18 protein-coding genes are annotated in these 22,979 nt (G+C 56.8%); 10 read left to right on the plus strand and 8 right to left on the minus strand.

What is annotated here, in order from left to right; translation table 11 throughout:
• Positions 1-45: 45 nt before the first annotated feature.
• The 3 genes from M6G53_RS06255 to M6G53_RS06265 all read right to left on the minus strand — a co-directional run bounded on the left by M6G53_RS06255 (position 46) and on the right by M6G53_RS06265 (position 3,608).
• Positions 46-948 carry a hypothetical protein gene (locus M6G53_RS06255; RefSeq protein ID WP_253329837.1) on the minus strand — a complete coding sequence of 301 codons (903 nt, stop codon included), beginning with the start codon at positions 946-948 and terminating at the stop codon, positions 46-48.
• A gap of 103 nt (positions 949-1,051) precedes the next feature.
• On the minus strand, positions 1,052-2,158 hold the full coding sequence (gene vioA / locus M6G53_RS06260) for a dTDP-4-amino-4,6-dideoxy-D-glucose aminotransferase VioA (protein ID WP_253329839.1): 1,107 nt from the start codon (positions 2,156-2,158) through the stop codon (positions 1,052-1,054).
• Between the two features lie 19 nt (positions 2,159-2,177).
• On the minus strand, positions 2,178-3,608 hold the full coding sequence (locus M6G53_RS06265) for a lipopolysaccharide biosynthesis protein (RefSeq protein ID WP_253329841.1): 1,431 nt from the start codon (positions 3,606-3,608) through the stop codon (positions 2,178-2,180).
• A 906-nt stretch (positions 3,609-4,514) separates the two neighbouring features.
• Here M6G53_RS06265 and M6G53_RS06270 point away from each other — a divergent pair.
• Complete coding sequence (locus M6G53_RS06270; RefSeq protein ID WP_253329843.1) at positions 4,515-6,098, plus strand: TerC family protein; 1,584 nt, start codon at positions 4,515-4,517, stop codon at positions 6,096-6,098.
• A gap of 31 nt (positions 6,099-6,129) precedes the next feature.
• Here the strand turns inward: M6G53_RS06270 and dcuC are convergent, their stop codons facing one another.
• The 4 genes from dcuC to udk all read right to left on the minus strand — a co-directional run bounded on the left by dcuC (position 6,130) and on the right by udk (position 10,885).
• Complete coding sequence (dcuC, locus tag M6G53_RS06275; RefSeq protein ID WP_253329845.1) at positions 6,130-7,482, minus strand: anaerobic C4-dicarboxylate transporter DcuC; 1,353 nt, start codon at positions 7,480-7,482, stop codon at positions 6,130-6,132.
• Positions 7,483-7,659: 177 nt separating this feature from the next.
• Positions 7,660-9,492 (minus strand): outer membrane assembly protein AsmA, encoded by a 1,833-nt coding sequence (gene asmA, locus M6G53_RS06280; protein ID WP_253329848.1) that lies wholly within the window; start codon positions 9,490-9,492, stop codon positions 7,660-7,662.
• A gap of 44 nt (positions 9,493-9,536) precedes the next feature.
• The gene (gene dcd, locus M6G53_RS06285) at positions 9,537-10,118 is read right to left on the minus strand and encodes a dCTP deaminase (RefSeq protein ID WP_004938917.1); all 582 of its coding nucleotides are present in this window, start codon (positions 10,116-10,118) and stop codon (positions 9,537-9,539) included.
• 125 nt (positions 10,119-10,243) lie between these two features.
• The gene (gene udk, locus M6G53_RS06290; RefSeq protein WP_004938922.1) at positions 10,244-10,885 is read right to left on the minus strand and encodes a uridine kinase; all 642 of its coding nucleotides are present in this window, start codon (positions 10,883-10,885) and stop codon (positions 10,244-10,246) included.
• Positions 10,886-11,117: 232 nt separating this feature from the next.
• Between udk and M6G53_RS06295 the strand changes: the two genes are divergently transcribed.
• Complete coding sequence (locus tag M6G53_RS06295) at positions 11,118-11,747, plus strand: phosphatase PAP2 family protein (protein WP_253329850.1); 630 nt, start codon at positions 11,118-11,120, stop codon at positions 11,745-11,747.
• A 45-nt stretch (positions 11,748-11,792) separates the two neighbouring features.
• Here the strand turns inward: M6G53_RS06295 and apbC are convergent, their stop codons facing one another.
• The gene (gene apbC, locus M6G53_RS06300; RefSeq protein WP_253329852.1) at positions 11,793-12,905 is read right to left on the minus strand and encodes an iron-sulfur cluster carrier protein ApbC; all 1,113 of its coding nucleotides are present in this window, start codon (positions 12,903-12,905) and stop codon (positions 11,793-11,795) included.
• 159 nt (positions 12,906-13,064) lie between these two features.
• Here apbC and metG point away from each other — a divergent pair, with 159 nt between their 5' ends.
• The 8 genes from metG (at position 13,065) to sanA (ending at position 22,815) form a co-directional block, all read left to right on the plus strand.
• Entirely contained in the window at positions 13,065-15,092 is a 2,028-nt protein-coding gene (gene metG / locus M6G53_RS06305; RefSeq protein WP_253329854.1) for a methionine--tRNA ligase, read from the plus strand.
• Positions 15,093-15,315: 223 nt separating this feature from the next.
• Positions 15,316-16,383 (plus strand): sugar ABC transporter substrate-binding protein, encoded by a 1,068-nt coding sequence (locus M6G53_RS06310; RefSeq protein WP_253329856.1) that lies wholly within the window; start codon positions 15,316-15,318, stop codon positions 16,381-16,383.
• A 131-nt stretch (positions 16,384-16,514) separates the two neighbouring features.
• Positions 16,515-17,723, plus strand: a complete 1,209-nt coding sequence (locus M6G53_RS06315) for an MFS transporter (protein ID WP_253329858.1) — start codon at positions 16,515-16,517, stop codon at positions 17,721-17,723.
• Between the two features lie 138 nt (positions 17,724-17,861).
• Positions 17,862-18,269 (plus strand): CidA/LrgA family protein, encoded by a 408-nt coding sequence (locus M6G53_RS06320; RefSeq protein ID WP_253329861.1) that lies wholly within the window; start codon positions 17,862-17,864, stop codon positions 18,267-18,269.
• Positions 18,266-18,961 carry a CidB/LrgB family autolysis modulator gene (locus M6G53_RS06325; RefSeq protein ID WP_060421514.1) on the plus strand — a complete coding sequence of 232 codons (696 nt, stop codon included), beginning with the start codon at positions 18,266-18,268 and terminating at the stop codon, positions 18,959-18,961. Before M6G53_RS06320 ends, M6G53_RS06325 begins: the two co-directional genes overlap by 4 nt.
• 137 nt (positions 18,962-19,098) lie before the next feature.
• Positions 19,099-19,983: a cytidine deaminase gene (cdd, locus tag M6G53_RS06330; protein ID WP_253329863.1), complete on the plus strand. Its 885-nt coding sequence runs from the start codon at positions 19,099-19,101 to the stop codon at positions 19,981-19,983.
• A gap of 221 nt (positions 19,984-20,204) precedes the next feature.
• The gene (locus M6G53_RS06335; protein WP_253329865.1) at positions 20,205-21,902 is read left to right on the plus strand and encodes an NAD-dependent malic enzyme; all 1,698 of its coding nucleotides are present in this window, start codon (positions 20,205-20,207) and stop codon (positions 21,900-21,902) included.
• 169 nt (positions 21,903-22,071) lie between these two features.
• Positions 22,072-22,815, plus strand: coding sequence for an outer membrane permeability protein SanA (gene sanA, locus M6G53_RS06340; RefSeq protein ID WP_004938948.1), 744 nt, complete (start codon positions 22,072-22,074; stop codon positions 22,813-22,815).
• Positions 22,816-22,979 lie beyond the last annotated feature (164 nt).

Genomic DNA, 22,979 nt, shown 5'->3' on the forward strand with positions numbered 1-22,979 from the left:
AATATTAGGATGAAGCTAAAGCCGAGCATTGGATTTTTTAAAAAATCAATCTGAAAAATAATTTTCCACTTCGCTTAAGAATCTCTTAACGTTATCGACGGTCTCAGTTTCTTTATTTTTCAAGTTTCTTTTCGCCAATTCCATTTCGGCTCTGGCCTGCTCAACGTGGTCAAAGCCATAGGATAATCCTAGCCGGGACTGAGCGTTAGGATACCACTCCTCCACACCGAGCCCTTCCTGAGGAATAATTACCGGCACACAACCACACATAATAGCAAACCAGCTATAGGCGGTATAAAGATCGTAACTAACAAAAATATCAGAACGCCGAAAAATAGAAGCCACTTCCCGATGAGAAAGACCGTCAATCAGGATTGAATGATCCACATCATGGACCATATCCCGCCCCTTACCTTTACGTAAACAATAAGCGACTCCCGTCCGCACCTTATCCGTGCCGACATCGTTATAATATTCGTCAAAAAAGTGCGTTATGTGCAATGGCCAATCAGACGTTTTCGATCCGTGAATGGTGAAATCACGCCCAAATGAATCATATGAAAAATATAACTCACCAGAGAAGTAGTTCACCTGACCTGAATGATATCCTGGATGATGTAAAAACCAACGGACAACGCGTCTGCCACCGACAGGATTACCACTAATATTCTCAGGATACACTACGCAGAAATCTTCCAGCTCTCTCTTCGTCACTCGTCTTTTAACCGGGGTATTAAAAGAAGGGTTGGTCTTATATTTGCCAAAATTGACTCTCAAGAAGGACTTGGCCGCTCTTAACAAACTTTTAAAACCCGCGCGAAATTCCGTGACACGCGGGTGTAAATAAGCCTCACCGCCGAGAGAGTTAATCACATGGCATAGTTTATGTAACGCAATGACGCCACCGCTATTTTCATCATATGAAGTGGCAACTATTAAATATTTCATCCCTTACCCTTAGTTAATTACCTGCCATATAATGACTTTCAGAGATCGGCTATTGATCTCTTTTTACTCCCCGACAGCGTTCGGCAAACGAGCCCTCACCCAACTAGCATTGCTTGATCAGAGCAATTATCAAATCCAGATCGTCTGCCTCCAGCGTATCAAAAATAGGCAAGCACAACACTTTATTAGAAATGGTATTGGCATGCTTCAAATTTTCGGGCGCAGCCGACGCATAACCGCGATACATTGGCATGTTGCTGATTAACGGATAGAAATACTTACGGGAAAGAATGTTGTTATTCTTTAATTTATCATAGAGTTCATCCCGGCTCAGAGGAAACTCTTTCTCAATCAGAATCGGGAAGTATGAATGATTGCTGTTGGCATCAGAGGACAATGTTGAGAGCGTGATACCCTTTACTTTCGACAATTCTTCACGGTATTTTTTATCAACCGCTTTGCGTTTATCGATTGCGTGATCGATATATTTCAGTTGAACCAAACCAAACGCAGCATTGATTTCACTCATTTTCCCGTTAATCCCGGGGGCCGTCACCGTCAGTTCATCAGCGATACCAAAGTTTTTCAGACGATCAACTCGTTGCTTGGTTTTCGCATCAGGGCTAATGATCGCCCCTCCTTCGAAAGTATTGAATACTTTCGTTGCATGGAAGCTCAGTATAGAAAGATCGCCATACTTCAACAAACTTTCGCCTTTGTAATTGATGCCAAACGCGTGTGCTGCATCGTAAATAACTTTTAGACCATAGTTGTCGGCAATTTTTTGAATCTCTTCAACATCGCAAGGATTAGAATAGCAATGCACAGGCATAATTGCAGAGGTTCGGGGCGTGATTGCCGCCTCAATCTTTTTAGGATCGATGTTGTAGCTGTCGCTATCAATATCGACAAAAACAGGTGTCAGACCATTCCAAAGAATGGAATGTGCAGTTGCAACAAAGGAATAAGGCGTGGTAATCACTTCGCCGGAGATACGCAATGCCTGAAGTGCCGTAATCAAAGCAATGGTTGCATTATTGAACAGAGATATGTGTTCAACGCCCAGGTAGTCACAAAGTTCACTTTCCAGTCGTTGATGGAATGGACCATTATTTGTTAGCCAACGATTTGACCAAATTTCTTCCAGATAAGGAACAAACTCACCAAGTTCCGGAAGAAATGGTTGTGTTACAGGAATATTTTTTTTCATGCTAATCCTTATCTTGAGTTTATTTCTTCACCGCAGTGAAAATAGTCTTCAACAAATCTCTCTGAAACAACACCGAATAAATTAAATAGAGAATTGCCGGCATAAAAATAGCGATAACGATCTCGGCGGGTAACGAGAAGCTAAACACCCGATTAAGGTAAAACGCGCATCCCGCACTCACGATGGCCCCCAACCACAGTGACCACAAAGCTTTAAATTGGATCAGTTGGCCAATCTGCGTCAGTTGGCTGGTGTAGTACGTATTGATAATCAAGGCAATATACGAGTGAATCACAATGCCGATACACATCGCAGTGATACTGATTTGCATCGTCACCAACAAGATCGCCACGCCTAAGACTTTCTTAATCACCTCAAGTTTGAGAAAAAGATCCGATCGTCCTTTGACCTGCAATATGTTCAAGTTTATCGCATGAATGGGATAGAGCAGGTAGCCAATACACAAAATAGACAATAGATGAGAGGCGTAAATCCACTTTTCGCCCAATATCCAGGTCAGCAGCGGTGTCGAAGCGACAGACAATATGGACAAGAGAGGAAAAATAACAAATGCTGCCAGTTTCAAGGTCAACAAGTATGCCTGATCCATCTTATCCGGGGTGTTTTGCATGTGGCTAAACATCGGAAAAGTCACCCGTTGGATCACGGTTGTCGCTGTCATTGCCGGCACACTTGCAAGCTGGTTTGCCTGCGTGAACTGCCCGACATAGTTTGGTGAAAAATGCTTGCCGATAATCAGCTGATAAATGTTGTTGTAGACCGTTTCCAGTAGTGAAGAACACAGCAGCTTGCTGCCAAACCCAAACAGATAACGAAATGATTGAAAAGAAAATTTATCTTTAGGTTTCCATGGTGAGATAATATTGTACATCACTACGCTGGTCAGCGATGCCAGCAAGGTCTGTGCGACCAAAGCCCATACGCCGTATCCTTTCCAGGCCAGAAACAAGGCGATCGTTCCGCTCACCAACACACTTAAAATCGAGATTTTCGCTTGCGATTTAAAATCCATCGCGATCGTTAAATTGGTTCTGGGAATGACCAAGAAGGAGTTGAAGATAACGGCGAGCCCCAGAACTTTCAGCAATAAAGAAAGCTCAGCCTGATTATAGAATCTGGCCACGCTGTCCGCACTGAAATACAATACGGCGTAGCAAACCAACGAGATCGTAATATTGAAGTAGAAAGTGGTCGCGACATCAGCCTCAGTACGTTCCGGTTTACGTATCAACGCGGCACTGAAACCACTATCGACAAAAACCTGGGCCACGGCAATAAACACCGCCAACATGCCCACTAAACCAAACGATGTCGGCCCCAGTATTCGAGCCAAAATCAGCATGACGCAAAGCTGTACCCCTTGCGCCATCACCCTTTCCAGCGCACTCCATTTTAAACCTCTGGTCGTTTTTTCTTTCAGTTTTTCCATTAAGTTTTAATCGCTATGGTAAATGCATCAGAATTTTATATACGGAAAACATTTGCCCTCTCTCAAATAATCACGAGAGGGCAACGACAGGAACGCGAAATGCCAGTTTTTATGACGACCTTGACATGTTTAACTCAGCGCTTGCGATTAACCTGTTGTGCCTGGCGAAAAGAAATACTGAAAACACTTTCGTCAACAGCGGTGAAAGCGTCTGAGGAAACCATCCTGCATAAGCACCAGATGACTGAGGGTAAAATCTATAATTTTTTCTTTAAAGTCAATAAGTTGAAAGAATACCTTTTAACCTTTCCATTATTCTTCCTATGCTACCGCCCTTGGCTTACAGCTACCAAAGCACTGAATCAAGCTCACCCAGGCTATCGATTAAATCGATATCACACTTCCCTATAAATAGAGATCCTTACCGCACTGTTTCTGTAAAAACAGTCCACATAATCATAAAAAAAACTGGTCTTTTTATAACCAGATCTTATCGTTTTCCCACATTTCATAACTAGGATTCTTATACTATTGTCCTATCGACACAAGCCTAAGATCCCCCCGGCGAGTCCTTTTCAGAATAAGACTACTATAGGCGGGCTGAGCCGCTGGGCATGGAATCAAAAATCCTTCACAACAAATTGATTTTCATATAAAAAAATTAACCACTTTATCGGGCATTCTCTCTCTCTCAGCATAAAAATCGTTATTTATCCTCAATCCAACGTCCTCTGCCGCATAAAAGTTTATGTAGGGCTTTATCCACACCCTAAATGCTCCGTCGCAGCCGGCATAACAACGTCCTAAAAACGTATTCATTACCGTTTTAAAGTTGAATTTTGCCGCCTCAGCGCCCATCATTCCCGTGCGGCATAAGCCGTAGAACTTACAGGTGAAATTGGGCGTATGGAATGGATCGCTGATCCAACAATTTGGGCCGGCCTGGCCACATTGGTCGTGCTGGAAATCGTTCTGGGTATAGACAACCTTGTCTTCATCGCCATTCTGGCGGACAAACTACCAAAACAACAAAGGGATAAGGCTCGCGTCGTCGGCCTGATGCTGGCGCTGCTGATGCGCCTGGCGCTGCTCGCCTCCATCTCGTGGCTGGCGACGTTGACCAAGCCAATGTTCATCGTCGCGGAGCACCCCTTCAGCGGCCGCGATCTGATCATGCTGATCGGCGGGATATTCCTGCTGTTCAAGGCCACGATGGAACTGAACGAACGGCTGGAGGGCAAGGATGAAGAGCAACACGGCACACGCAAAGGCGCGCGTTTCTGGCCGGTGGTAGCGCAGATCGTGGTGCTGGACGCCGTCTTCTCGCTCGACTCGGTGATCACCGCGGTCGGCATGGTCGACCATCTGGCGGTGATGATGATCGCGGTCTGTATCGCCATCGGCCTGATGCTGCTGGCCAGCAAGCCGCTGACGCGCTTCGTCAACGCGCACCCGACCATCGTTATCCTGTGTCTGAGCTTCCTACTGATGATTGGCTTCAGCCTGGTGGCTGAAGGTTTTGGCTATCACATTCCGAAAGGCTACCTCTACGCGGCGATCGGCTTCTCGGTGATGATCGAGGCATTGAACCAGCTGGCGCAGTTCAACCGCCGTCGCTTCCTGTCGAAGGTGCGGCCGCTGCGCGAGCGCACTGCCGAAGCGGTGCTGCGCATGCTGAGCGGCAAACATGAAGAAGCGGAGGTCGACAGCCATTCGGCCAACCTGCTGGCCGACAGCGACAGCGAAAACGGCGAGATCTTCAATCAGCAAGAGCGGCGCATGATCGAACGCGTGCTGGGCATGGCGCAACGCACGGTCAGCAGCATCATGACCTCGCGTCACGACGTCGAATACCTTGAGCTGAACGATCCGCAGGAAAAGCTGACGCAATTGCTGGAGCGCAATCAGCACACGCGCATCGTGGTGGTGGAAAGCAGCGCCAGCGATGAGCCGCTGGGTGTGATCCACACCATCGACGTCCTCAAACAGCAGCTGGCGCAGGCGCCGCTGGATCTGCGTGCGCTGATACGTCAACCGCTGATCTTCCCGGAGCAGCTCACGCTGTTAAGCGCCCTGGAGCAATTCCGCCAGGCGCAGACGCACTTTGCCTTTGTAGTCGACGAGTTCGGCTCCGTCGAAGGTATCGTCACCCTGACGGACGTGATGGAAACCATCGCCGGCAACCTGCCGGAGGCAGGCGAAGAGGTGGATGCCCGCCATGACATTCGGCAAATCGAGGACGGTAGCTGGATCGCCAACGGCTATATGCCGCTGGAAGACCTGGTGCTGTACCTGCCGCTGCCGCTGGCGGAAAAACGCGAATACCATACGCTGGCGGGGCTGCTGATGGAGCACAGCCAGCGTGTGCCGCAGGAAGGCGAACAGATCAAGATCGGTGACTACCAGTTTGAGCCGTTGGAGGTCAACAGCCACCGCATTCTGAAAGTGAAGATCACCCCGCCTCCCCCACCGGAGGACTACGAGGTTTAGCATTGAGGCCGGGCATCGCCCGGCCTTTCTTTTACTGGGGAACCAGCAACTCCGTCGCCGCGATCACCACCACCAACCCGACGATCACCGGTACCGAAGTGCGTTTCACCACGTCGAACGGTGAGATTTTCGCCATCCCGGAAACCGCCACCACCACACCGGAGACCGGCGACAGCGTGCGGCCGAGGTTAGACGCCTGCAGCATCGGGATCACCAGATAAGCCGGATTCACCCCCATCTGCGCCGCCAGTTTCGGGATCAGTTCGACAAACGCATAGAACGGCGCATTGCCGGAGCCGGTGGTCATGGCCGCCAGCATGGTGATCACCACCAGCACCAGCATCATGATCAACCCACCCGTGCCGAACGACTGCGCCAGCCCGATCAACCCGCTGATAAAGCCGACGGTGCTCAACCCTTGCGCGAAGACGCCCGCGGCCACCAACAGCATGACCACGCCGGCGAAAGCATCCGCCATGCCGCGATAGGCCACTTCCAGGCCGCTGAATACCTGTTTGGCGCTGAAACTGCGCACGAACTCGATCACGGCCGCCAACAGCATGCACCCGACCAGCACGGTAATAATGTGCAGCTCCGGGCCCCATTTGCCGTCGAAGATCAATACGCCGAGGATTGGCGTGAACGGCAATATCGCATAGAACCCCGGGGCGTGAGTTTTGATTTCGCTGACGTCCATGATGTGATGCTGCTCATTGCTTTTTCTGTCGAGATAACGCTGCCAGAAAAAGTGCGCCACGGCCATGCAGACGATGGCGGCAATCGAGATCGGCAGCGTGGTTTTGAACGCGAAGTCCACCAGCGGCATCTCCGCCGCCTTGGCCGCCAACACCACGTCACCGGAGGTCGGCGCCAGAATAATCGCCGCCGGCGAGGCGCAGATAGCCGCCGCCGCGCCACGGCTGATGCCGACATTCACCATCAGCGGGAATAGCGTCGCCATCAGCAACACGCCGAGGCCGGTGGCGGAAGAGACCGCTAATGACATCAGGCACGCGACAAAGTATGCCGCCACCATCAGCAGGTAAGGCGAGTTGATCATCTGCAGCGGGCGCGAGGCCAGTTTAACGACCACGTCGTTGGCGCCGATATGCGTCATGTAAGCGGCGAAGCCGCACAGCATCATGATCATCATGCCGAGATCGCCGCCGCGGCTCATCAGCAGGATCTTGACGTATTCGATGATATCGGTCGCGCGCCAGCCGGTAGACGCGGCGCTGGCGGGCAACAACGTTTTCCCCATCAGGGCGCTGATGCCGAGCAGCAGCAACCCGCCCACCATCAATACGCCGGTGGCGGAATACCCCTTGATAATGTAACGGCCCACGCCCGCCGCTACGGCGGCGCCAATAAGAAGTTCTATCATGTTTCCTCAACTCGTCATGTTTTCGCGGCGCCCAAGCGCATCGCAATCGCGGAATAGCCCTTACTCTGCACAAACTGAGCGCGGGCCTTCATGACCTTCATCAAGGTAACGGAGGGAAATTATCGCGGGAAACATCGATATTGACGCGGGCCAAAAGGCGGCCCGCGTCAGAGGGGATTACAGCTTGTCGAGCAGCTTTTTCAGATCCTGGCCTTCGCGCGAATCCTTGTTCTTTTCAGCCCACTTGTTCAACGCATCCTTGGCCCGATCCTGCAGCGTTTTGCGCAGCACCTGATCGACCTGCAATTGGTAATTCAGCCGTTGCCACGGCCCGTAGACGCGCAGCGGGATCGGCGTCTTCTGCAGTTGTTCGATCAGCTCGCCGCGGCCTTGCCAACCGCCGGTGACGCGCACATTGAGCGCCATGTCACACTGTTTGCCCGGCATATTGATGCTGCCGGCACCGGTCAGCGCCAGCAATGGCGAATCCGCCGTCAGGCCGCTGAGCGTGATCGTGCCCTGGCTCAGGCTGGCCTGCGCCGACACGCTTTTGACTTCGGTATAGCGCTGATAGCTGTCTTGCCCGCGCACGCTGTTATCATTGCGCGTCACCGCCTGCTGGATCAGTTGCTGAATGTTCAGGCCGTGCAGTTGAGCATCCTGCATCGCCAACTGCGCCGTACCGCGCCAGCGGCGTTCAAAGGACTGCGGCGCCAGGCGATCGCCGGTCAAATCGCCTTTCATGCTGAATTTGCCGGTCAACATCTGCGGCATATCGAATGCTTTGAGCACCGTGCCCAGCTCAACCTGGTTCAGCGTCGGCTGCACGTTTATCACCACTTTATTACCGCGCGCGTCCAGCGATCCCGGCAAGGAGAAATCACCGCCGGTCAATTGCCCGGCAAGTTTATGCAGCGTCAGCAGGCCGCGTTGATTATCTGCCGCGACGGCCAACTGGGTGACGTTCATACCGCGATAGGTCAACTGCGCCGCCTGCAGATTCAACTGCGCATTGAAATCGCGCAGCGCCTCTAAATTCTGCTGCCGATCGTCAACCTGGCTGGCGATCACCGGCGCGGCGGTCACGGCGGGCTGCTCGGTGGCATTGCTGCTGGATTGCCAACCGGAAAGCGCGTCGAGATCGAGGTTGGCCGACTTGAGGTTCACCACATAATCGGGCACCGCCCCCAGGCTGGCGCTGATATCGCCGGTCAACTGGCTGTTATTGGCGCTGACGTTCAGCTGGCTGACGGCAATCTGCGCCGGCGTCTGCTGGTAGACCACCTGTGCATTGCCCTCCCCCTGAATGCCGCCATTCAGAATATCCGCGCCCGCCAGTTGATAATTGAACCGGGTTACCTTGGTGCCGATCTGACGTGGGAACTGCTGCAAATCGACATTGGCCGCCATGCTGAAAGTCAGGTCGCGCTGATCGCGGTTGACCCGGCTGGAAAGCTCCAGCTGCACCTGCCGTTTTGCCGTCTGCTGCAGGGTGAGATTGATGTCCCGCACATTGATTTGCTCATTGTCGGCGCGCTGCCAAATCAGCAGGCTATCAACAATCTGCAGGTTATCGATGTCGAACTTCCAGGACGCGTCTGCCGCGTCAGCGCCGCTGCCGGCCGGCGCGATCGGCGCGTCTACCTGCGAGTGTTCTTCGCTGTCCGGCGTCAGGCGAATAACGGCGTTTTTCAGCATCACCTGTTTCACAAACAGCTGATGCGACAGCAGCGGCAGCAGTTTGACGTCGAGGCGCATGTTTTCCGCACTCACCACCGGCGTCTCGGCGCCTGGCGCGGTCAGCGTCATGCGCCCGGCCAAAATGCTGAGCTGCGGCCAGATATGCCAACGCAGATCGCCTTCGAGCGTCAGTTGATAGCCACTCTTCTGCTCGACCTTTTTGACCATGTAACCGCGAAAATCATTCGGATTCACCAGCAGGACCAGCGCGGACATCCCCGCCACCACGACCACCAGTAAAATCGCCAACGTCGTCAGTAATCTTCTCATGCCACCCTCTTGTCAACGCCACATCGACGGTGCATCCCGCGCCGTTAGTCCTTGTCGATTCGACTGGCGACAGCGCCCTGCTGATCGCGATATTTCGCGTCCTGCCGGCTGTTGTATGGCCGGGCCGCCGGGCCGGACAACGGCTCGAAGCTCAAGGCGCCGATCAGCATCCCCGGCCGCAGCGCCAGCGGCAGCTTGCCGGAGTTGTAAAACTCCAGCACGATGCGCCCATGCCAGCCCGGATCGATACGGTGCGCGGTCACGTGGACCATCAACCCCAAACGCGCCAGAGAAGAACGGCCATCGAGCCAGCCCACAAGATCGTTCGGCAGCGTCACGGATTCGAACGTCACCGCCAGGGCCAGTTCGCCGGGATGGAGGAAGAACGCCTCGCCTTCCGGCAAGACAATCTCGTCACTCATCACGCGATCCAGCGCGGCGCTGACTTCATCTTTCGGCCCGCTAAGATCGATAAAAGGCGCAGTATGGCCGCGGAACACGCGGAACTGATTGCCCAAACGGACATCTACTGTGGCCCCGTTGATGCGCTCAAGCGGCGGGCGCGGGGAGATCACCAGTTTCTCGCTATCCAGCCAGGCTTCTATATCGCGGTCGCACAGTCTCATGTCTTTCTTCTCCATCAAAACGCGTTACTAAACAAAAATTGCCACACAACGGGCGAAAGGTCTACGCCGGGGTGCAAATAGTTGGCCACCGGCCGGAAATGCACATTTCCGGCCATTACGCGGCATTATTCAAAGAATTGGCTGATTTTGGCTTTCAGAATATCGATCGCGATGCGGTTCTTGCCGCCGCGCGGGACGATGATATCGGCGTATTGTTTGGAAGGTTCAATAAACTGCAGGAACATCGGGCGCACGGTTTTCTGGTATTGCGCCATCACCGAATCCATCGAGCGGCCGCGCTCGTTGACGTCGCGCTTCATGCGGCGCATCAGGCAGATATCCAGCGGCGTGTCGACAAAGATCGAGAAGTTCATCTCCTGGCGCAAACGGATATCCGTCAGCAACAAGATCCCTTCCAGGATGATCACTTTTTTAGGTTCCAGGTGGACGGTTTCTTTCTTGCGCGTGTGCTCGGTGTAGCTGTAAAGCGGCAGTTCGATCGCCTTGCCGGCCTTCAGCATCTGCAAATGCTGGAACAGCAGGTTGTGATCCATGGCGCTCGGGTGGTCATAGTTGGTTTTGACCCGTTCTTCCATGGTCAGGTGAGTCTGGTCTTTATAGTAACTGTCTTCTGGAATAACGCCGATGTGCTCATCGCCGACTTGCTCACGGAGTTCACGGTACAACGTGCTGGCGATAAGGCTTTTTCCGGAGGCAGATGCGCCAGCTATACCAATAATGACGCACTGATGCGGATTGTCAGTCATAAAATTAAAGACCTGATTTCGTAATGTGAAGGGGGGAACTAAAACGCGACAATTATAGGGAGTCGGCGGGGTTTGCGCCACTGTATATTGCGCGGCTGCGCTGCGAATTCAGGCTATCGCGCCCTAACGGCCATGCGGCATTTTAAGAATCTCACGGCTAGGGCAATGGGCGGCAACAGGTTACACTCCCGAGCTGACTTATGCTCCCCGCAGCCTTTCATCGGAGATTGATGTGCTGGATTGGTATTTCCTGACTTTTTTTGGCGACAGCATGCTGCTGCTGCCCTGCGCGCTGATTCTTTTTTTGTTGCTGTTAATCTCTCCCGCCACCCGCGCGGCGGGCTGGCAGTGGGCGCTGCTCTTCGGCTTCACCGGTGGGGTGGTCTGCCTGTCCAAACTGGCCTTTATGGGCTGGGGCATCGGCAGCGAGCGCTATGATTTCACCGGATTCAGCGGCCATTCGGCGCTCGCCGCCAGCATCTGGCCACCGCTGCTCTGGGCATTGGCCGGCCGATTTTCCCACCCGGTGCGCAGCATCGCTTTGCTGACCGGCTGGATATTGCCTTTCACCATCGGCGTGTCGCGGCTGGAAATTCGCGTGCACTCGGTATCCGAGGTGCTCGGCGGGCTGATTCTGGGCTACCTGGCCAGCGCGCTGTTTCTGTGGTTGCAGCGCAATAAAACGCGTCCGCATCTCTCGTGGCCGCAATTCGTCATCGCACTGGCCTTGCCGTTGGCGCTGATGGGGCAGCGGCAGCCGGCTCCGACCCAGGGATTGCTGGAGCATATCGCCAAAACGCTGGCGCAAATCGAACGTCCTTATACCCGTGCGGATTTGCACAACCCTACCCGCATCCCATAAAAAAACCCGGCGCCTGAGCCGGGTTCTTGCATTGCCATGGGCAGATTACAGCGCGCGGAACGCGATCTCCGTCGGGATCGCCTCACCCTGCCAATACATCTGCGCGGCCACGCGGCCGGCGAGCTGGCGATACATCTCGGCGAACTCGCTGTCCGGGCGGCTGATCACCGTCGGCGCACCGCGATCCAGGTCTTCGCGCAGCGAGATATGCAGCGGCATCTGCCCCAGCAGACGGCTGTGGTATTTCTGCACCAGCTTCTCGGCGCCGCCGGTGCCGAAGATCGGCTCATGGTGGCCGCAGTTGCTGCAGATGTGCACGCTCATGTTCTCTACGATACCCAATACCGGCACATGCACTTTCTCGAACATCACGATGCCCTTGGCGGCGTCCAGCAAGGCAATATCCTGCGGCGTGGTGACCACCAGCGCGCCGGTCACCGGAATGTTCTGCGACAGCGTCAGCTGAATGTCGCCGGTGCCCGGCGGCATGTCCAGCACCAGGTAATCCAGATCCGGCCACAGCGTATCTTGCAGCAGTTGCATCAGCGCCTTGCTGGCCATCGGGCCGCGCCACACCATCGCGTTGTCGTCGGTCACCAGATAACCGATGGAGTTGGTCGCCAGGCCGTGCGCCACGATCGGCGCCATGTGCTGCCCGTCCGGCGAGGTTGGCCGTTCATGTTCGGTGCCTAGCATGTTGGGGATCGACGGGCCGTAAATGTCGGCGTCCAGAATGCCGACCTTAGCCCCTTCGGCGGCCAGCGCCAGCGCCAGGTTCACGGCGGTGCTGGATTTCCCCACCCCGCCCTTGCCGGAGCTGACGGCGATGATGTTGCGCACGCCTTTGATGCCGGCCTGGCCGTTGGCGCGCTTCAGCGTCGTGATGTCGTGTTTCAGCTTCCAGTCGATGGCGGAAGCGCCGGTCACGCGCAGCAACTCGGGGCCGACGCTCGCCTGCAGCGCGTCAAAGCCGCTCTGCCAGGCAAACGGCATCGTCAGTTCGATATGCAGCACATCGTCCAGCAACGCGCAGTGATGAATGGCCTTCAGCGCAGTCAGATTGTTTTTCAACGTCGGGTGTTCAAAGGCGGCCAGTACACCGGTCACCAGGGCGCGCAGAACTTCGGGGTTGGTCTGCTCAGGGGATTTAGCGTTCATCCCGGCTCCTTGATTTTGAATGGGTAGCTTCCGGCTAAGCATATCAGAACTGCCCGGCGGCTGGCGCGTATAACCTGTAAGAAACCGCCCTAGCAGCGAAGGGCGCGATCGGTTAACATCGAAGGCCCTTTTATTCATTACAGAAAGCAAGTTCTCACTATGGCTCAAGTCGCGAAAAAATTATTGGTGACGTGCGCGCTACCGTACGCAAATGGTTCCATCCATCTCGGCCACATGCTCGAGCACATCCAGGCGGATATCTGGGTGCGTTACCAACGAATGCGCGGCCACGAAGTGCATTTCATCTGCGCGGACGACGCGCACGGCACGCCGATCATGCTGAAAGCGCAGCAGCTGGGTGTGAAACCGGAAGAAATGATCGCGGAGATGAGCCAGGAGCACCAACAGGATTTCGCCGGCTTTGGCATCAGCTATGACAACTACCATTCGACCCATAGCGATGAAAACCGTGAGCTGTCCACCCTGATTTACAGCCGCCTGAAAGAAAACGGTTTTATCAAGAACCGCACCATTTCTCAGCTGTACGATCCGGAGAAAGGCATGTTCCTGCCGGATCGCTTCGTGAAGGGCACCTGCCCGAAATGCAAATCGCCGGATCAGTACGGCGACAACTGCGAAGTGTGCGGCGCCACCTACAGCCCGACGGAACTGATCGATCCGAAGTCCGTGGTTTCCGGCGCAACGCCGGTGATGCGTGACTCCGAGCACTTCTTCTTCGACCTGCCGGCCTTCAGCGAAATGCTGCAGGCGTGGACGCGCTCCGGCGCGCTGCAAGAGCAAGTGGCGAACAAGATGCAGGAGTGGTTCGAATCCGGCCTGCAGCAGTGGGACATCTCCCGCGATGCGCCTTACTTCGGCTTCGAGATCCCGGATGCGCCGGGCAAATACTTCTACGTCTGGCTGGACGCGCCGATCGGCTACATGGGCTCCTTCAAGAACCTGTGCGACAAGCGTGGCGATCTGAACTTCGACGAGTTCTGGCGCAAAGACTCCGCCACCGAGCTGTATCACTTTATCGGCAAGGACATCGTCTACTTCCACAGCCTGTTCTGGCCGGCGATGCTGGAAGGCAGCAACTTCCGCAAACCGACCAACCTGTTCGTGCACGGCTATGTGACGGTGAACGGCGCCAAGATGTCCAAATCGCGCGGCACCTTCATCAAGGCCGGCACCTACCTGCAGCATCTGGACGCCGACTGCCTGCGCTATTACTACGCCGCCAAGCTCTCTTCGCGCATTGATGACATCGATCTCAATCTGGAAGACTTCGTGCAGCGCGTGAACGCCGACATCGTCAACAAGGTAGTGAACCTGGCTTCGCGCAACGCCGGCTTTATCAACAAGCGCTTCGGCGGCAAGCTGGCCGACAGCCTGGCCGATCCGGCGCTGTACCAGACCTTCGTCGACGCGGCGCAGAGCATCGCCGAGGCTTACGCCGGCCGCGAGTTCAGCCGCGCGATCCGCGAGATCATGGCGCTGGCCGATTTGGCCAACCGCTACGTGGATGAGCAGGCACCTTGGGTGGTGGCAAAGGAAGAGGGCCGCGACGCCGATCTGCAGGCCATCTGCTCGATGGGCATCAACCTGTTCCGCGTGCTGATGACTTACCTGAAGCCGGTGCTGCCTTCGCTGACCGAACGCGCCGAAGCGTTCCTCAACGCAGAGCTGAGCTGGGACGCCATTCCGCAGCCGCTGCTGGGCCATCAGGTCAACGCGTTCAAAGCGCTGTTCAACCGCATCGATCTGGACAAGGTCAGCGAGATGGTCAACGCCTCGAAGGAAGACATGGCCGCCGCCAAGCCGGTGACCGGTCCATTGGCCGACGATCCGATCCAGGAAACCATCACCTTCGACGACTTCGCCAAGGTGGACATGCGCATCGCTCTGATCAAGAGCGCCGACTTTGTCGAAGGCTCCGACAAGCTGCTGAAGCTGCAGTTGGATCTGGGCGGCGAATCGCGCCAGATCTTCTCCGGCATTCGCTCCGCTTACCCGGATCCGAAAGCGCTGGAAGGCCGTCTGACCATCATGGTCGCCAACCTGGCACCGCGTAAAATGCGCTTCGGCGTTTCGGAAGGCATGGTGATGGCTGCAGGCCCTGGCGGGAAAGAGATCTTCCTGCTGAGCCCGGACAGCGGCGCACAGCCAGGCATGCAGGTCAAGTAACCGCGCCGGCCGCATAACATCGAGGGTCGAGCTTGCTCGGCCCTTTTTTAATGCCTCAAACCCAACGTTATAAACAGTAAGAAAAAGTCATAACCGCTCTGATTCCCTCGCCTGCCACATCCCGCTATGATGCTTCGCAACAACAAATAGACGTCCAGACAGAAAGACTGCTATAACAGACCCTGACCAGGATCGTTTCCCTGCTTTTTTGGAGCCTATAATAATGAAAAACCTCAAGACTTCGCTGCTCGCCCTCAGCCTGCTGGCCGCCCTGCCGTTGCAGGCGGCGGAAAACGCCGCCGTGCCGGCCGCCATCGCCCAGCATCAGGGGCCGGTGCGCATCGCGGTGATCCGCAATCTCGGATCCGACGACAACACCACGCAATTTTTGGCAGGTGCCATTCAGGAAGGGCGCAAGCTGGGCTTCAAGGTGGACACCTTCCTCAGCAACGGCGACGACGCGCGCTTCCAGGACTTCGTCAACCAGGCTATCAGCCAGAAATATGACGGCATCATTCTCTCGCAGGGGCGAGCCCCCTATTCCACCGATCTGGTCAGACGCATCGCGGCGGCCGGCATCGCCGTCGCGGCTTTCGATACCGACGTCAGCGGCAGCGTTCCCGGCGTCACCGTCTCGCAGCAGGACGACGCTTCTCTGGCCAACGCCTCCTTCGGCCAGTTGGTGAAGGATTTCAACGGCCAGGCCAACATCATCAAGCTCTGGGTGGCCGGCTTCCCGCCGATGGAACGCCGCCAGGCCGCTTATCAGCAGCTGCTGAAACAGCATCCGGGCATTCATGAGCTGGAATCGATCGGCGCAGTCTCTTCCGACGTACAGGGCGATACCGCCAACAAGGTGGGCGCGATATTGGCGAAATACCCGAAAGGCAAGATCGACGCCATCTGGGGCACCTGGGACGCCTTTACCCAGGGCGCTTACAAGGCTTTGAAAGAAAACGGCCGCACCGAAATCAAACTGTACAGCATCGATATCTCCAACCAGGACTTGCAGCTGATGCGCGAAGCCGGCAGCCCGTGGCAGATCAGCGTGGCGGTGGATCCGAAACTTATCGGCGCAGTCAACCTGCGCCTGGTGGCCAACAAGATCGCCGGTGAAAGCACGCCGGACAGCTATCAATTTCAAGCGACGGTCATTCCACAGGCGCTGTTGCTGGCACAGCCGGGGCCGGTCAACGTCGCCGGGCTGGCGAAGATCATCCCCGGCTGGGGCAGCAGCAGCGACTTCGTTCAGCCGTGGTTCGCTACGCTGCAGGCCGAACACGGCAAATAATGCTGTTTTTGACGAGGCTGCCGACGCAGCCTCTGTTTTTCAACTAATTATCGGCTTCCCCCTTCCGTCCCCGCCAAAATACGCTATGTTATCTGCATCGCCCAATAACTGTATGCATAAACAGGTTTCGAATGAAGGGATTCCCCTCGCTGATCAACGTGCTGCTGGCCAGTTCGCTGGTATTGACCATCGGTCGCGGCGTGACGCTGCCGTTCATCACCATCTACCTTACCGAACATTTCCAACTGCTGCCGAAGAGCGTGGGGGGGATCCTGGGCGTCAGCCTCGCCATTGGCATCCTTGCCAGCCTGTACGGCGGCTATCTGGCAGACAAATTCAGCAAAAACCGCCTGATCCTGCTGTCGATTTTATTGTTTGCGCTGAGCTTCTTTGCCCTTCCCTGGATCCCGCGCCCCGGCGGCGCGATCGTGGTGCTGGCGATCCTGCATACCTGTTATTCGGTGCTGAGCATCACCATCAAAGCCTGCTTCGCCGACTGGCTGCCGGTCGAGCTGCGCATTAAGGCCTTCTCAATCAACTACACGCTGGTCAACGTGGGTTGGGCGATCGGTTCTTCGCTCGGCGTTCTGGTGGCCGGCCTTAATCCGCTGCTGCCATTTTACCTGTCGGGCGGATTGGCGCTGGCGACGGTGGCGGCGCTGAGCCTGCGCTTGCGCGGCCGGGAACAGCGCCCAACGCCAACCGCGCCGGCTGCGCTGCCCAACTTCCGTCAGACGCTGACCATCTTGCAGAGCGATCGGCGGCTGATCTACTTTACCCTCGGCAGCACTCTGGGCGCGGTGGTGTTCGGTCAGTTCACCGGCTATCTGTCGCAGTACCTGATCACCGTCTCCAGCGCCGAGTTCGCCTACAAAATCATCGGGCTGGTGATGATCGTCAACGCCGGCATCGTCATCGCCCTGCAATACCTGCTCAGCCGCGGCATGCGCCAGGAAAACATGCTGCGCTGGCTGGCGCTGGGCACGCTATTTTTCATCGTCGGGCTGCTCGGTTTTATGATGGCCGGCCAGGCAGTCTGGCTGTGGCTGGCGGCGATGGCGGTGTTTACCCTGGGTGAGATCATCGTTATTCCGGTGGAATACATGTTCATCGACTTTATCGCGCCGCCGCACCTGAAAGGCAGCTACTATGGGGTACAGAACCTCAGCGCGCTGGGCGGCGCCATCAACCCGGTGCTGTGCGGGATGCTGCTCAGCTATGCCGCGCCGCCGTTGATGTTCGTGATGCTGATCGTTTGCGCGCTGCTCAGCCTGCTGTTTTTCTTCCTCGGCCACCGGCTGGCAGAACACGCGGCGGCAACCGCCGAGGACGCGCGCTGATCCCGCAAGCAACAGCCGATGCGGGCTGTCAACCCGCCGATCGGGCATAGTGGCCATAGCGAGAATTCATGGTGCGATCTGTGGCATGGCTCACAGTTTAATTGTATGATGAATACGTCAGTTAAACGGGAAAAAACCATGGCCAACGTGCTCACACTGTGCTGGAAATACCTGAGGGCCCTGCTCCTCATCTACCTTTGTCTGTTCGTTGGCAACGCGCTGGCGGCGCTGCTACCGTTCGCCATTCCCGGCAGTATCATCGGCATGCTGCTGCTGTTCGCGCTGCTCTCCACCCAGATCCTGCCGGCCAAATGGGTTAAACCCGGCTGCCATTTGCTGATCCGTTACATGGTGCTGCTGTTCGTGCCGATCGGCGTCGGGGTGATGAAATACTACGACCAAATTGTGGCGCATCTGGGCCCGTTGGTTATCTCTTGCCTGATCAGCACGCTGATGGTACTGGTGGTGGTCGGCTATACCTCACACTATTTTCATCGCGAGCGCCGCATCGCCGGCAAGCCCGACGACAAGGAGGGCAACCCATGATCCATGAAATCTGGTGGTCGCTGCCGCTGACGCTGGCGGTCTATTTCGCCGCGCGCTGGCTGGCGCGCAAGCTGAACATGCCGCTGCTCAACCCGCTGCTGGTTTCCATGGCGGTGATCATCCCGCTGCTGCTGCTCACCGGCATCCCCTATGAGCGCTACTTCCTCGGCAGCAAAATCCTCAACGACCTGCTGCAGCCGGCGGTCGTCGCACTGGCCTTCCCGCTGTATGAACAGCTGCACCAGATCCGCGCGCGCTGGAAGTCGATTATCGCGGTGTGCTTCATCGGCAGCCTGACCGCCATGATCAGCGGTGGTGCCATCGCCCTGTGGCTGGGCGCCACGCCGGAAATCGCCGCCTCTATCCTGCCGAAATCGGTCACGACGCCGATCGCCATGGCCGTCGCGGACTCACTCGGCGGCATTCCGGCGATCAGCGCGGTCTGCGTCATTTTCGTCGGTATCCTCGGCGCCGTGTTCGGCCATACGCTGTTCAACCTGCTGAAAATCACCACCCACTCGGCGCGCGGTCTGGCGATGGGCACCGCCTCCCACGCGCTGGGCACCGCCCGCTGCGCAGAGATGGACTACCAGGAGGGCGCCTTCGGTTCGCTGGCGCTGGTGATCTGCGGCATCATCACCTCGCTGCTGGCGCCGTTCCTGTTCCCGGTGCTGCTGCACCTGTTCGGTTGAACGCGGTGAAACTTGCGATACATCTCACATTTATGTATCCCATTGCATTAATTTCACCAATTAAGAGACATTAATCACACTTTAATGTCTCTGGCCTGCCTAGAATGTTATCCCGTTAACCTGTAGAGAGACTTTCTATGCATCCGCGTTTTCACACTGCGTTCAGCGCACTGCCTGCGACACTGCAATCCGCCCTGCGGCCCTATCTGGACGCGCCTGACTTTCCGGCGATGTTCACGGCCGAGCAAGCGGCGGCGATCCGCACAGGCTGCGGGTTGGACGATGACGCGCTGGCATTCGCGCTGCTGCCGTTGGCGGCGGCCTGCTCGTTAACCCCGATATCGCACTTCCACGTCGGCGCCATCGCGCGCGGGCAAAGTGGCAACCTCTATTTCGGCGCCAATATGGAATTCAGCGGCGCACCGCTGCAGCAAACCGTGCATGCGGAACAGTGCGCGGTTACCCATGCCTGGTTGCGCGGCGAAAAAGCGCTGGCCTCGGTCACCGTCAACTACACGCCGTGCGGCCACTGCCGTCAGTTTATGAATGAACTGAACAGCGGCGGCGAGCTGCAGATCCGTCTGCCGGGCCGCGCGCCGGCCACGCTGGCGGACTATCTGCCGGACGCCTTCGGCCCGAAAGATCTTGATATCGCTTCGCTGCTGATGGACAAGGTCGATCACGGCCATCGGCTGGCGCTGGACGATGCGCTGACGCAGGCGGCGCTGGCGGCGGCCAATCAGAGCCACGCACCGTACAGCAACGCCCACAGCGGCGTGGCGCTGGAAACGCAGGACGGTAGCCTCTACGCCGGCCGCTATGCAGAAAACGCCGCCTTCAACCCGAGCCTGCCGCCGCTGCAGGCCGCTCTTATCCTGCTGAACCTCTCCGGCGGCGATTGCCTGAACATCCGCCGCGCCGTGCTGGTCGAACCGCAAGAGGCGATCCTCAGCCAGTGGGACGCCACCCGCGCCACGCTGGCGGCACTGGGCTGCCAAAACGTCAGCCGCGCCGCGTTCTAAGCGCACCACGGCGGAGCCATCCGGTTCCGCCGCTAACAGCCCCACCCGCCAAATACAATGCCCCAACGCCGCCAGAGAGACTTTCTTTAGTTAAAAAATCATTTGATTGTCGATAATTACGCCAACCTGGTTCATCATCTGGCAACAAATGCTGTACATCTGCTCTTTATCTCTTAGGATCGTCGGCAATAAAGTTATCTGATACGTGAAGAGTAAAACTGATGGAACTAGAATACGAAAGCAAACGCCCGCTCTACATCCCTTACGCCGGCCCGATTCTGCTGGAATTTCCGCTGCTGAACAAAGGCAGCGCTTTCACCGAGGAAGAACGTAGCCACTTCAACCTGCACGGCCTGCTGCCGGAAGCGGTGGAAACCATCGAAGAACAGGTGGAACGCGCCTACCGTCAGTATCAGGATTTCAAGAACGATAACGACAAGCACATCTACCTGCGCAATATCCAGGACACCAACGAAACCCTGTTCTACCGCCTGCTGGATTCACACCTGAGCGAGATGATGCCGATCATCTACACCCCGACCGTCGGCGAGGCCTGCGAACACTTCTCCGATATCTATCGCCGCGCGCGCGGGCTGTTCATCTCCTACCCGAACCGCGATCGCATCGATGACATGCTGCAAAACGCCACCAAGCAGAACGTCAAGGTGATCGTGGTCACCGACGGCGAGCGCATCCTCGGCCTGGGCGACCAGGGCATCGGCGGCATGGGCATCCCCATCGGCAAGCTGTCGCTGTACACCGCCTGCGGCGGCATCAGCCCGGCCTACACCCTGCCGGTGGTGCTGGACGTCGGCACCAACAACCCGCAGCGCCTCAACGATCCGCTGTACATGGGTTGGCGCCATCCGCGCATCTCCGGCGAGGAGTACCACGCCTTCGTCGAAGAGTTTATTCAGGCGGTCAAACGCCGCTGGCCGAACGTGCTGCTGCAGTTCGAAGACTTCGCGCAGAACAACGCCACCCCACTGCTGAACCGCTACCGCGACGAGATCTGCTGCTTCAACGATGACATTCAGGGCACCGCCGCGGTCACCCTCGGTAGCCTGATCGCCGCCAGCCGCGCCGCCGGCAGCCAGCTGCGCGATCAGACCGTCACCTTCCTCGGCGCCGGTTCCGCCGGCTGCGGCATCGCCGAGCAGATCATCGCGCAGATGAAGTCCGAAGGCTTGAGCGAAGACGAAGCGCGCGCCCGCGTATTCATGGTCGACCGTTTCGGCCTGCTGACCGACAAGCTGCCGAACCTGCTCGACTTCCAGAGCAAGCTGGTGCAGAAGAGCGACAACCTGGCCGGTTGGGCCACCGCCAGCGACGCCATTTCGCTGCTGGACGTGGTGCGCAACGCCAAGCCGACCATTCTGATCGGCGTGTCCGGCCAGCCGGGGCTGTTTACCGAAGAGCTGATCCGCGAGATGCACAAGCACTGCGAACGTCCTATCGTGATGCCGCTGTCCAACCCGACCTCGCGCGTGGAAGCCCGCCCGGAAGACATCATCAACTGGACCGACGGCGCCGCGCTGGTGGCAACCGGCAGCCCGTTCGCGCCGGTGAGCTATAAAGAGCAGCTGTACCCGATCGCCCAGTGCAACAACTCCTATATCTTCCCGGGGATCGGCCTCGGCGTGCTGGCCTCCGGCGCAACCCGCGTCACCGATTCCATGCTGATGGCCGCCAGCCGCGCGCTGGCGGACTGTTCGCCGCTGGCCACCGACGGCCACGGCGCACTGCTGCCGAATATCGACGATATTCAGGGCGTGTCGAAGTGCATCGCCATGGAAGTGGGTAAAGCGGCGCAGCTGCAGGGCGTGGCGATCGTCACCTCCGAAGACGCGCTGTCGAAAGCCATCGAGCACAACTTCTGGCGGCCGCAGTACCGCAGCTACAAGCGCACCTCGTTCTAAATGGCGCGCTGAAATGACCCAGCCCGGCTCCGCCGGGCTTTTTTGTGCGGCAAAACCGCCTAAAAATGCGGCGTTGCGCGTGCTTCAGGCGGTTCGCGTCTTGCGTCGTTCGGTCAGGTAAAGTAGCCTTGAACCATCTTTTTCAGCCCGGCGCGCGTAAGGCAACAACATGTGGAAACGCCTGATCATCAGCCTGTTCATCATCATTGCGGTGTTGATGGGTTCGGCTATTGCGCTCGATCGCTGGATCAGCTGGAAAACCGCGCCTTACGTCTACGACGAACTGCAGGAATTGCCGCACCGCCAGGTCGGCGTGGTGCTCGGCACCGCCAAGTATTACCGCACCGGGGTGATCAACCAGTACTACCGTTACCGCATTCAGGGGGCGATCAACGCCTATAACAGCGGCAAGGTGAAATACCTGCTGCTGAGCGGCGACAACGCTCAACAAAGCTATAACGAGCCGATGACCATGCGCCGCGATCTGATCGCCGCCGGCGTGGCGCCGAGCGATATCGTGCTGGACTACGCCGGCTTCCGCACCCTGGATTCCATCGTGCGCACCCGCAAGGTGTTCGACACCAACGACTTCATCATCATCACCCAACGCTTCCACTGCGAGCGCGCGCTGTTCATCGCCCTGCACATGGGCATTCAGGCGCAGTGCTACGCGGTGCCGTCGCCGAAAGACATGATGACGGTGCGCGCCCGCGAGATCTTCGCCCGCCTGGGCGCGCTGACCGATCTGTACATCCTCAAGCGCGAACCGCGCTTCCTCGGCCCGCTGATCCCGATCTCCGCCATGCACACCGTGCCGGAAGACGCCCAGGGCTACCCCGCCGTGTCGCCGGAACAGTTGGTGGAGCTGGAGCACAAGCTGAAAGAAGAGAAGCAGAAAGCCAAACAGCCCTGACGCGGCAAACGCCCAAAAGAAAGGCCGGCAATAGGCCTAATGCCGATCGTTTAAGGATCAATTGACCGATCCTGTGGTTGCTGTACAAAGGGTCCATGGCATCGTCATGGACCCTTAAAATGGAACTTTCCCAGGCTCTTGGCATTATCAATTTCACCACACCC

The organism is Serratia nevei, assembly GCF_024160145.1.
Classification (GTDB): Bacteria; Pseudomonadota; Gammaproteobacteria; order Enterobacterales; family Enterobacteriaceae; genus Serratia; species Serratia nevei_A.

Excerpts from the sequence above, each read along its gene's own strand:
- M6G53_RS06335 (WP_253329865.1), top strand. The coding sequence starts at position 20,205 with ATGGAACTAGAATACGAAAGCAAACGCCCGCTCTACATCCCTTACGCC.
- vioA (WP_253329839.1), bottom strand. The coding sequence starts at position 2,158 with ATGAAAAAAAATATTCCTGTAACACAACCATTTCTTCCGGAACTTGGT.
- dcuC (WP_253329845.1), bottom strand. The coding sequence starts at position 7,482 with ATGATAGAACTTCTTATTGGCGCCGCCGTAGCGGCGGGCGTGGGCCGT.
- M6G53_RS06270 (WP_253329843.1), top strand. The coding sequence starts at position 4,515 with ATGGAATGGATCGCTGATCCAACAATTTGGGCCGGCCTGGCCACATTG.
- metG (WP_253329854.1), top strand. The coding sequence starts at position 13,065 with ATGGCTCAAGTCGCGAAAAAATTATTGGTGACGTGCGCGCTACCGTAC.
- M6G53_RS06315 (WP_253329858.1), top strand. The coding sequence starts at position 16,515 with ATGAAGGGATTCCCCTCGCTGATCAACGTGCTGCTGGCCAGTTCGCTG.
- M6G53_RS06325 (WP_060421514.1), top strand. The coding sequence starts at position 18,266 with ATGATCCATGAAATCTGGTGGTCGCTGCCGCTGACGCTGGCGGTCTAT.
- sanA (WP_004938948.1), top strand. The coding sequence starts at position 22,072 with ATGTGGAAACGCCTGATCATCAGCCTGTTCATCATCATTGCGGTGTTG.
- M6G53_RS06255 (WP_253329837.1), bottom strand. The coding sequence starts at position 948 with ATGAAATATTTAATAGTTGCCACTTCATATGATGAAAATAGCGGTGGC.
- asmA (WP_253329848.1), bottom strand. The coding sequence starts at position 9,492 with ATGAGAAGATTACTGACGACGTTGGCGATTTTACTGGTGGTCGTGGTG.
- cdd (WP_253329863.1), top strand. The coding sequence starts at position 19,099 with ATGCATCCGCGTTTTCACACTGCGTTCAGCGCACTGCCTGCGACACTG.
- M6G53_RS06265 (WP_253329841.1), bottom strand. The coding sequence starts at position 3,608 with ATGGAAAAACTGAAAGAAAAAACGACCAGAGGTTTAAAATGGAGTGCG.
- apbC (WP_253329852.1), bottom strand. The coding sequence starts at position 12,905 with ATGAACGCTAAATCCCCTGAGCAGACCAACCCCGAAGTTCTGCGCGCC.
- udk (WP_004938922.1), bottom strand. The coding sequence starts at position 10,885 with ATGACTGACAATCCGCATCAGTGCGTCATTATTGGTATAGCTGGCGCA.
- dcd (WP_004938917.1), bottom strand. The coding sequence starts at position 10,118 with ATGAGACTGTGCGACCGCGATATAGAAGCCTGGCTGGATAGCGAGAAA.
- M6G53_RS06320 (WP_253329861.1), top strand. The coding sequence starts at position 17,862 with ATGGCCAACGTGCTCACACTGTGCTGGAAATACCTGAGGGCCCTGCTC.
- M6G53_RS06310 (WP_253329856.1), top strand. The coding sequence starts at position 15,316 with ATGAAAAACCTCAAGACTTCGCTGCTCGCCCTCAGCCTGCTGGCCGCC.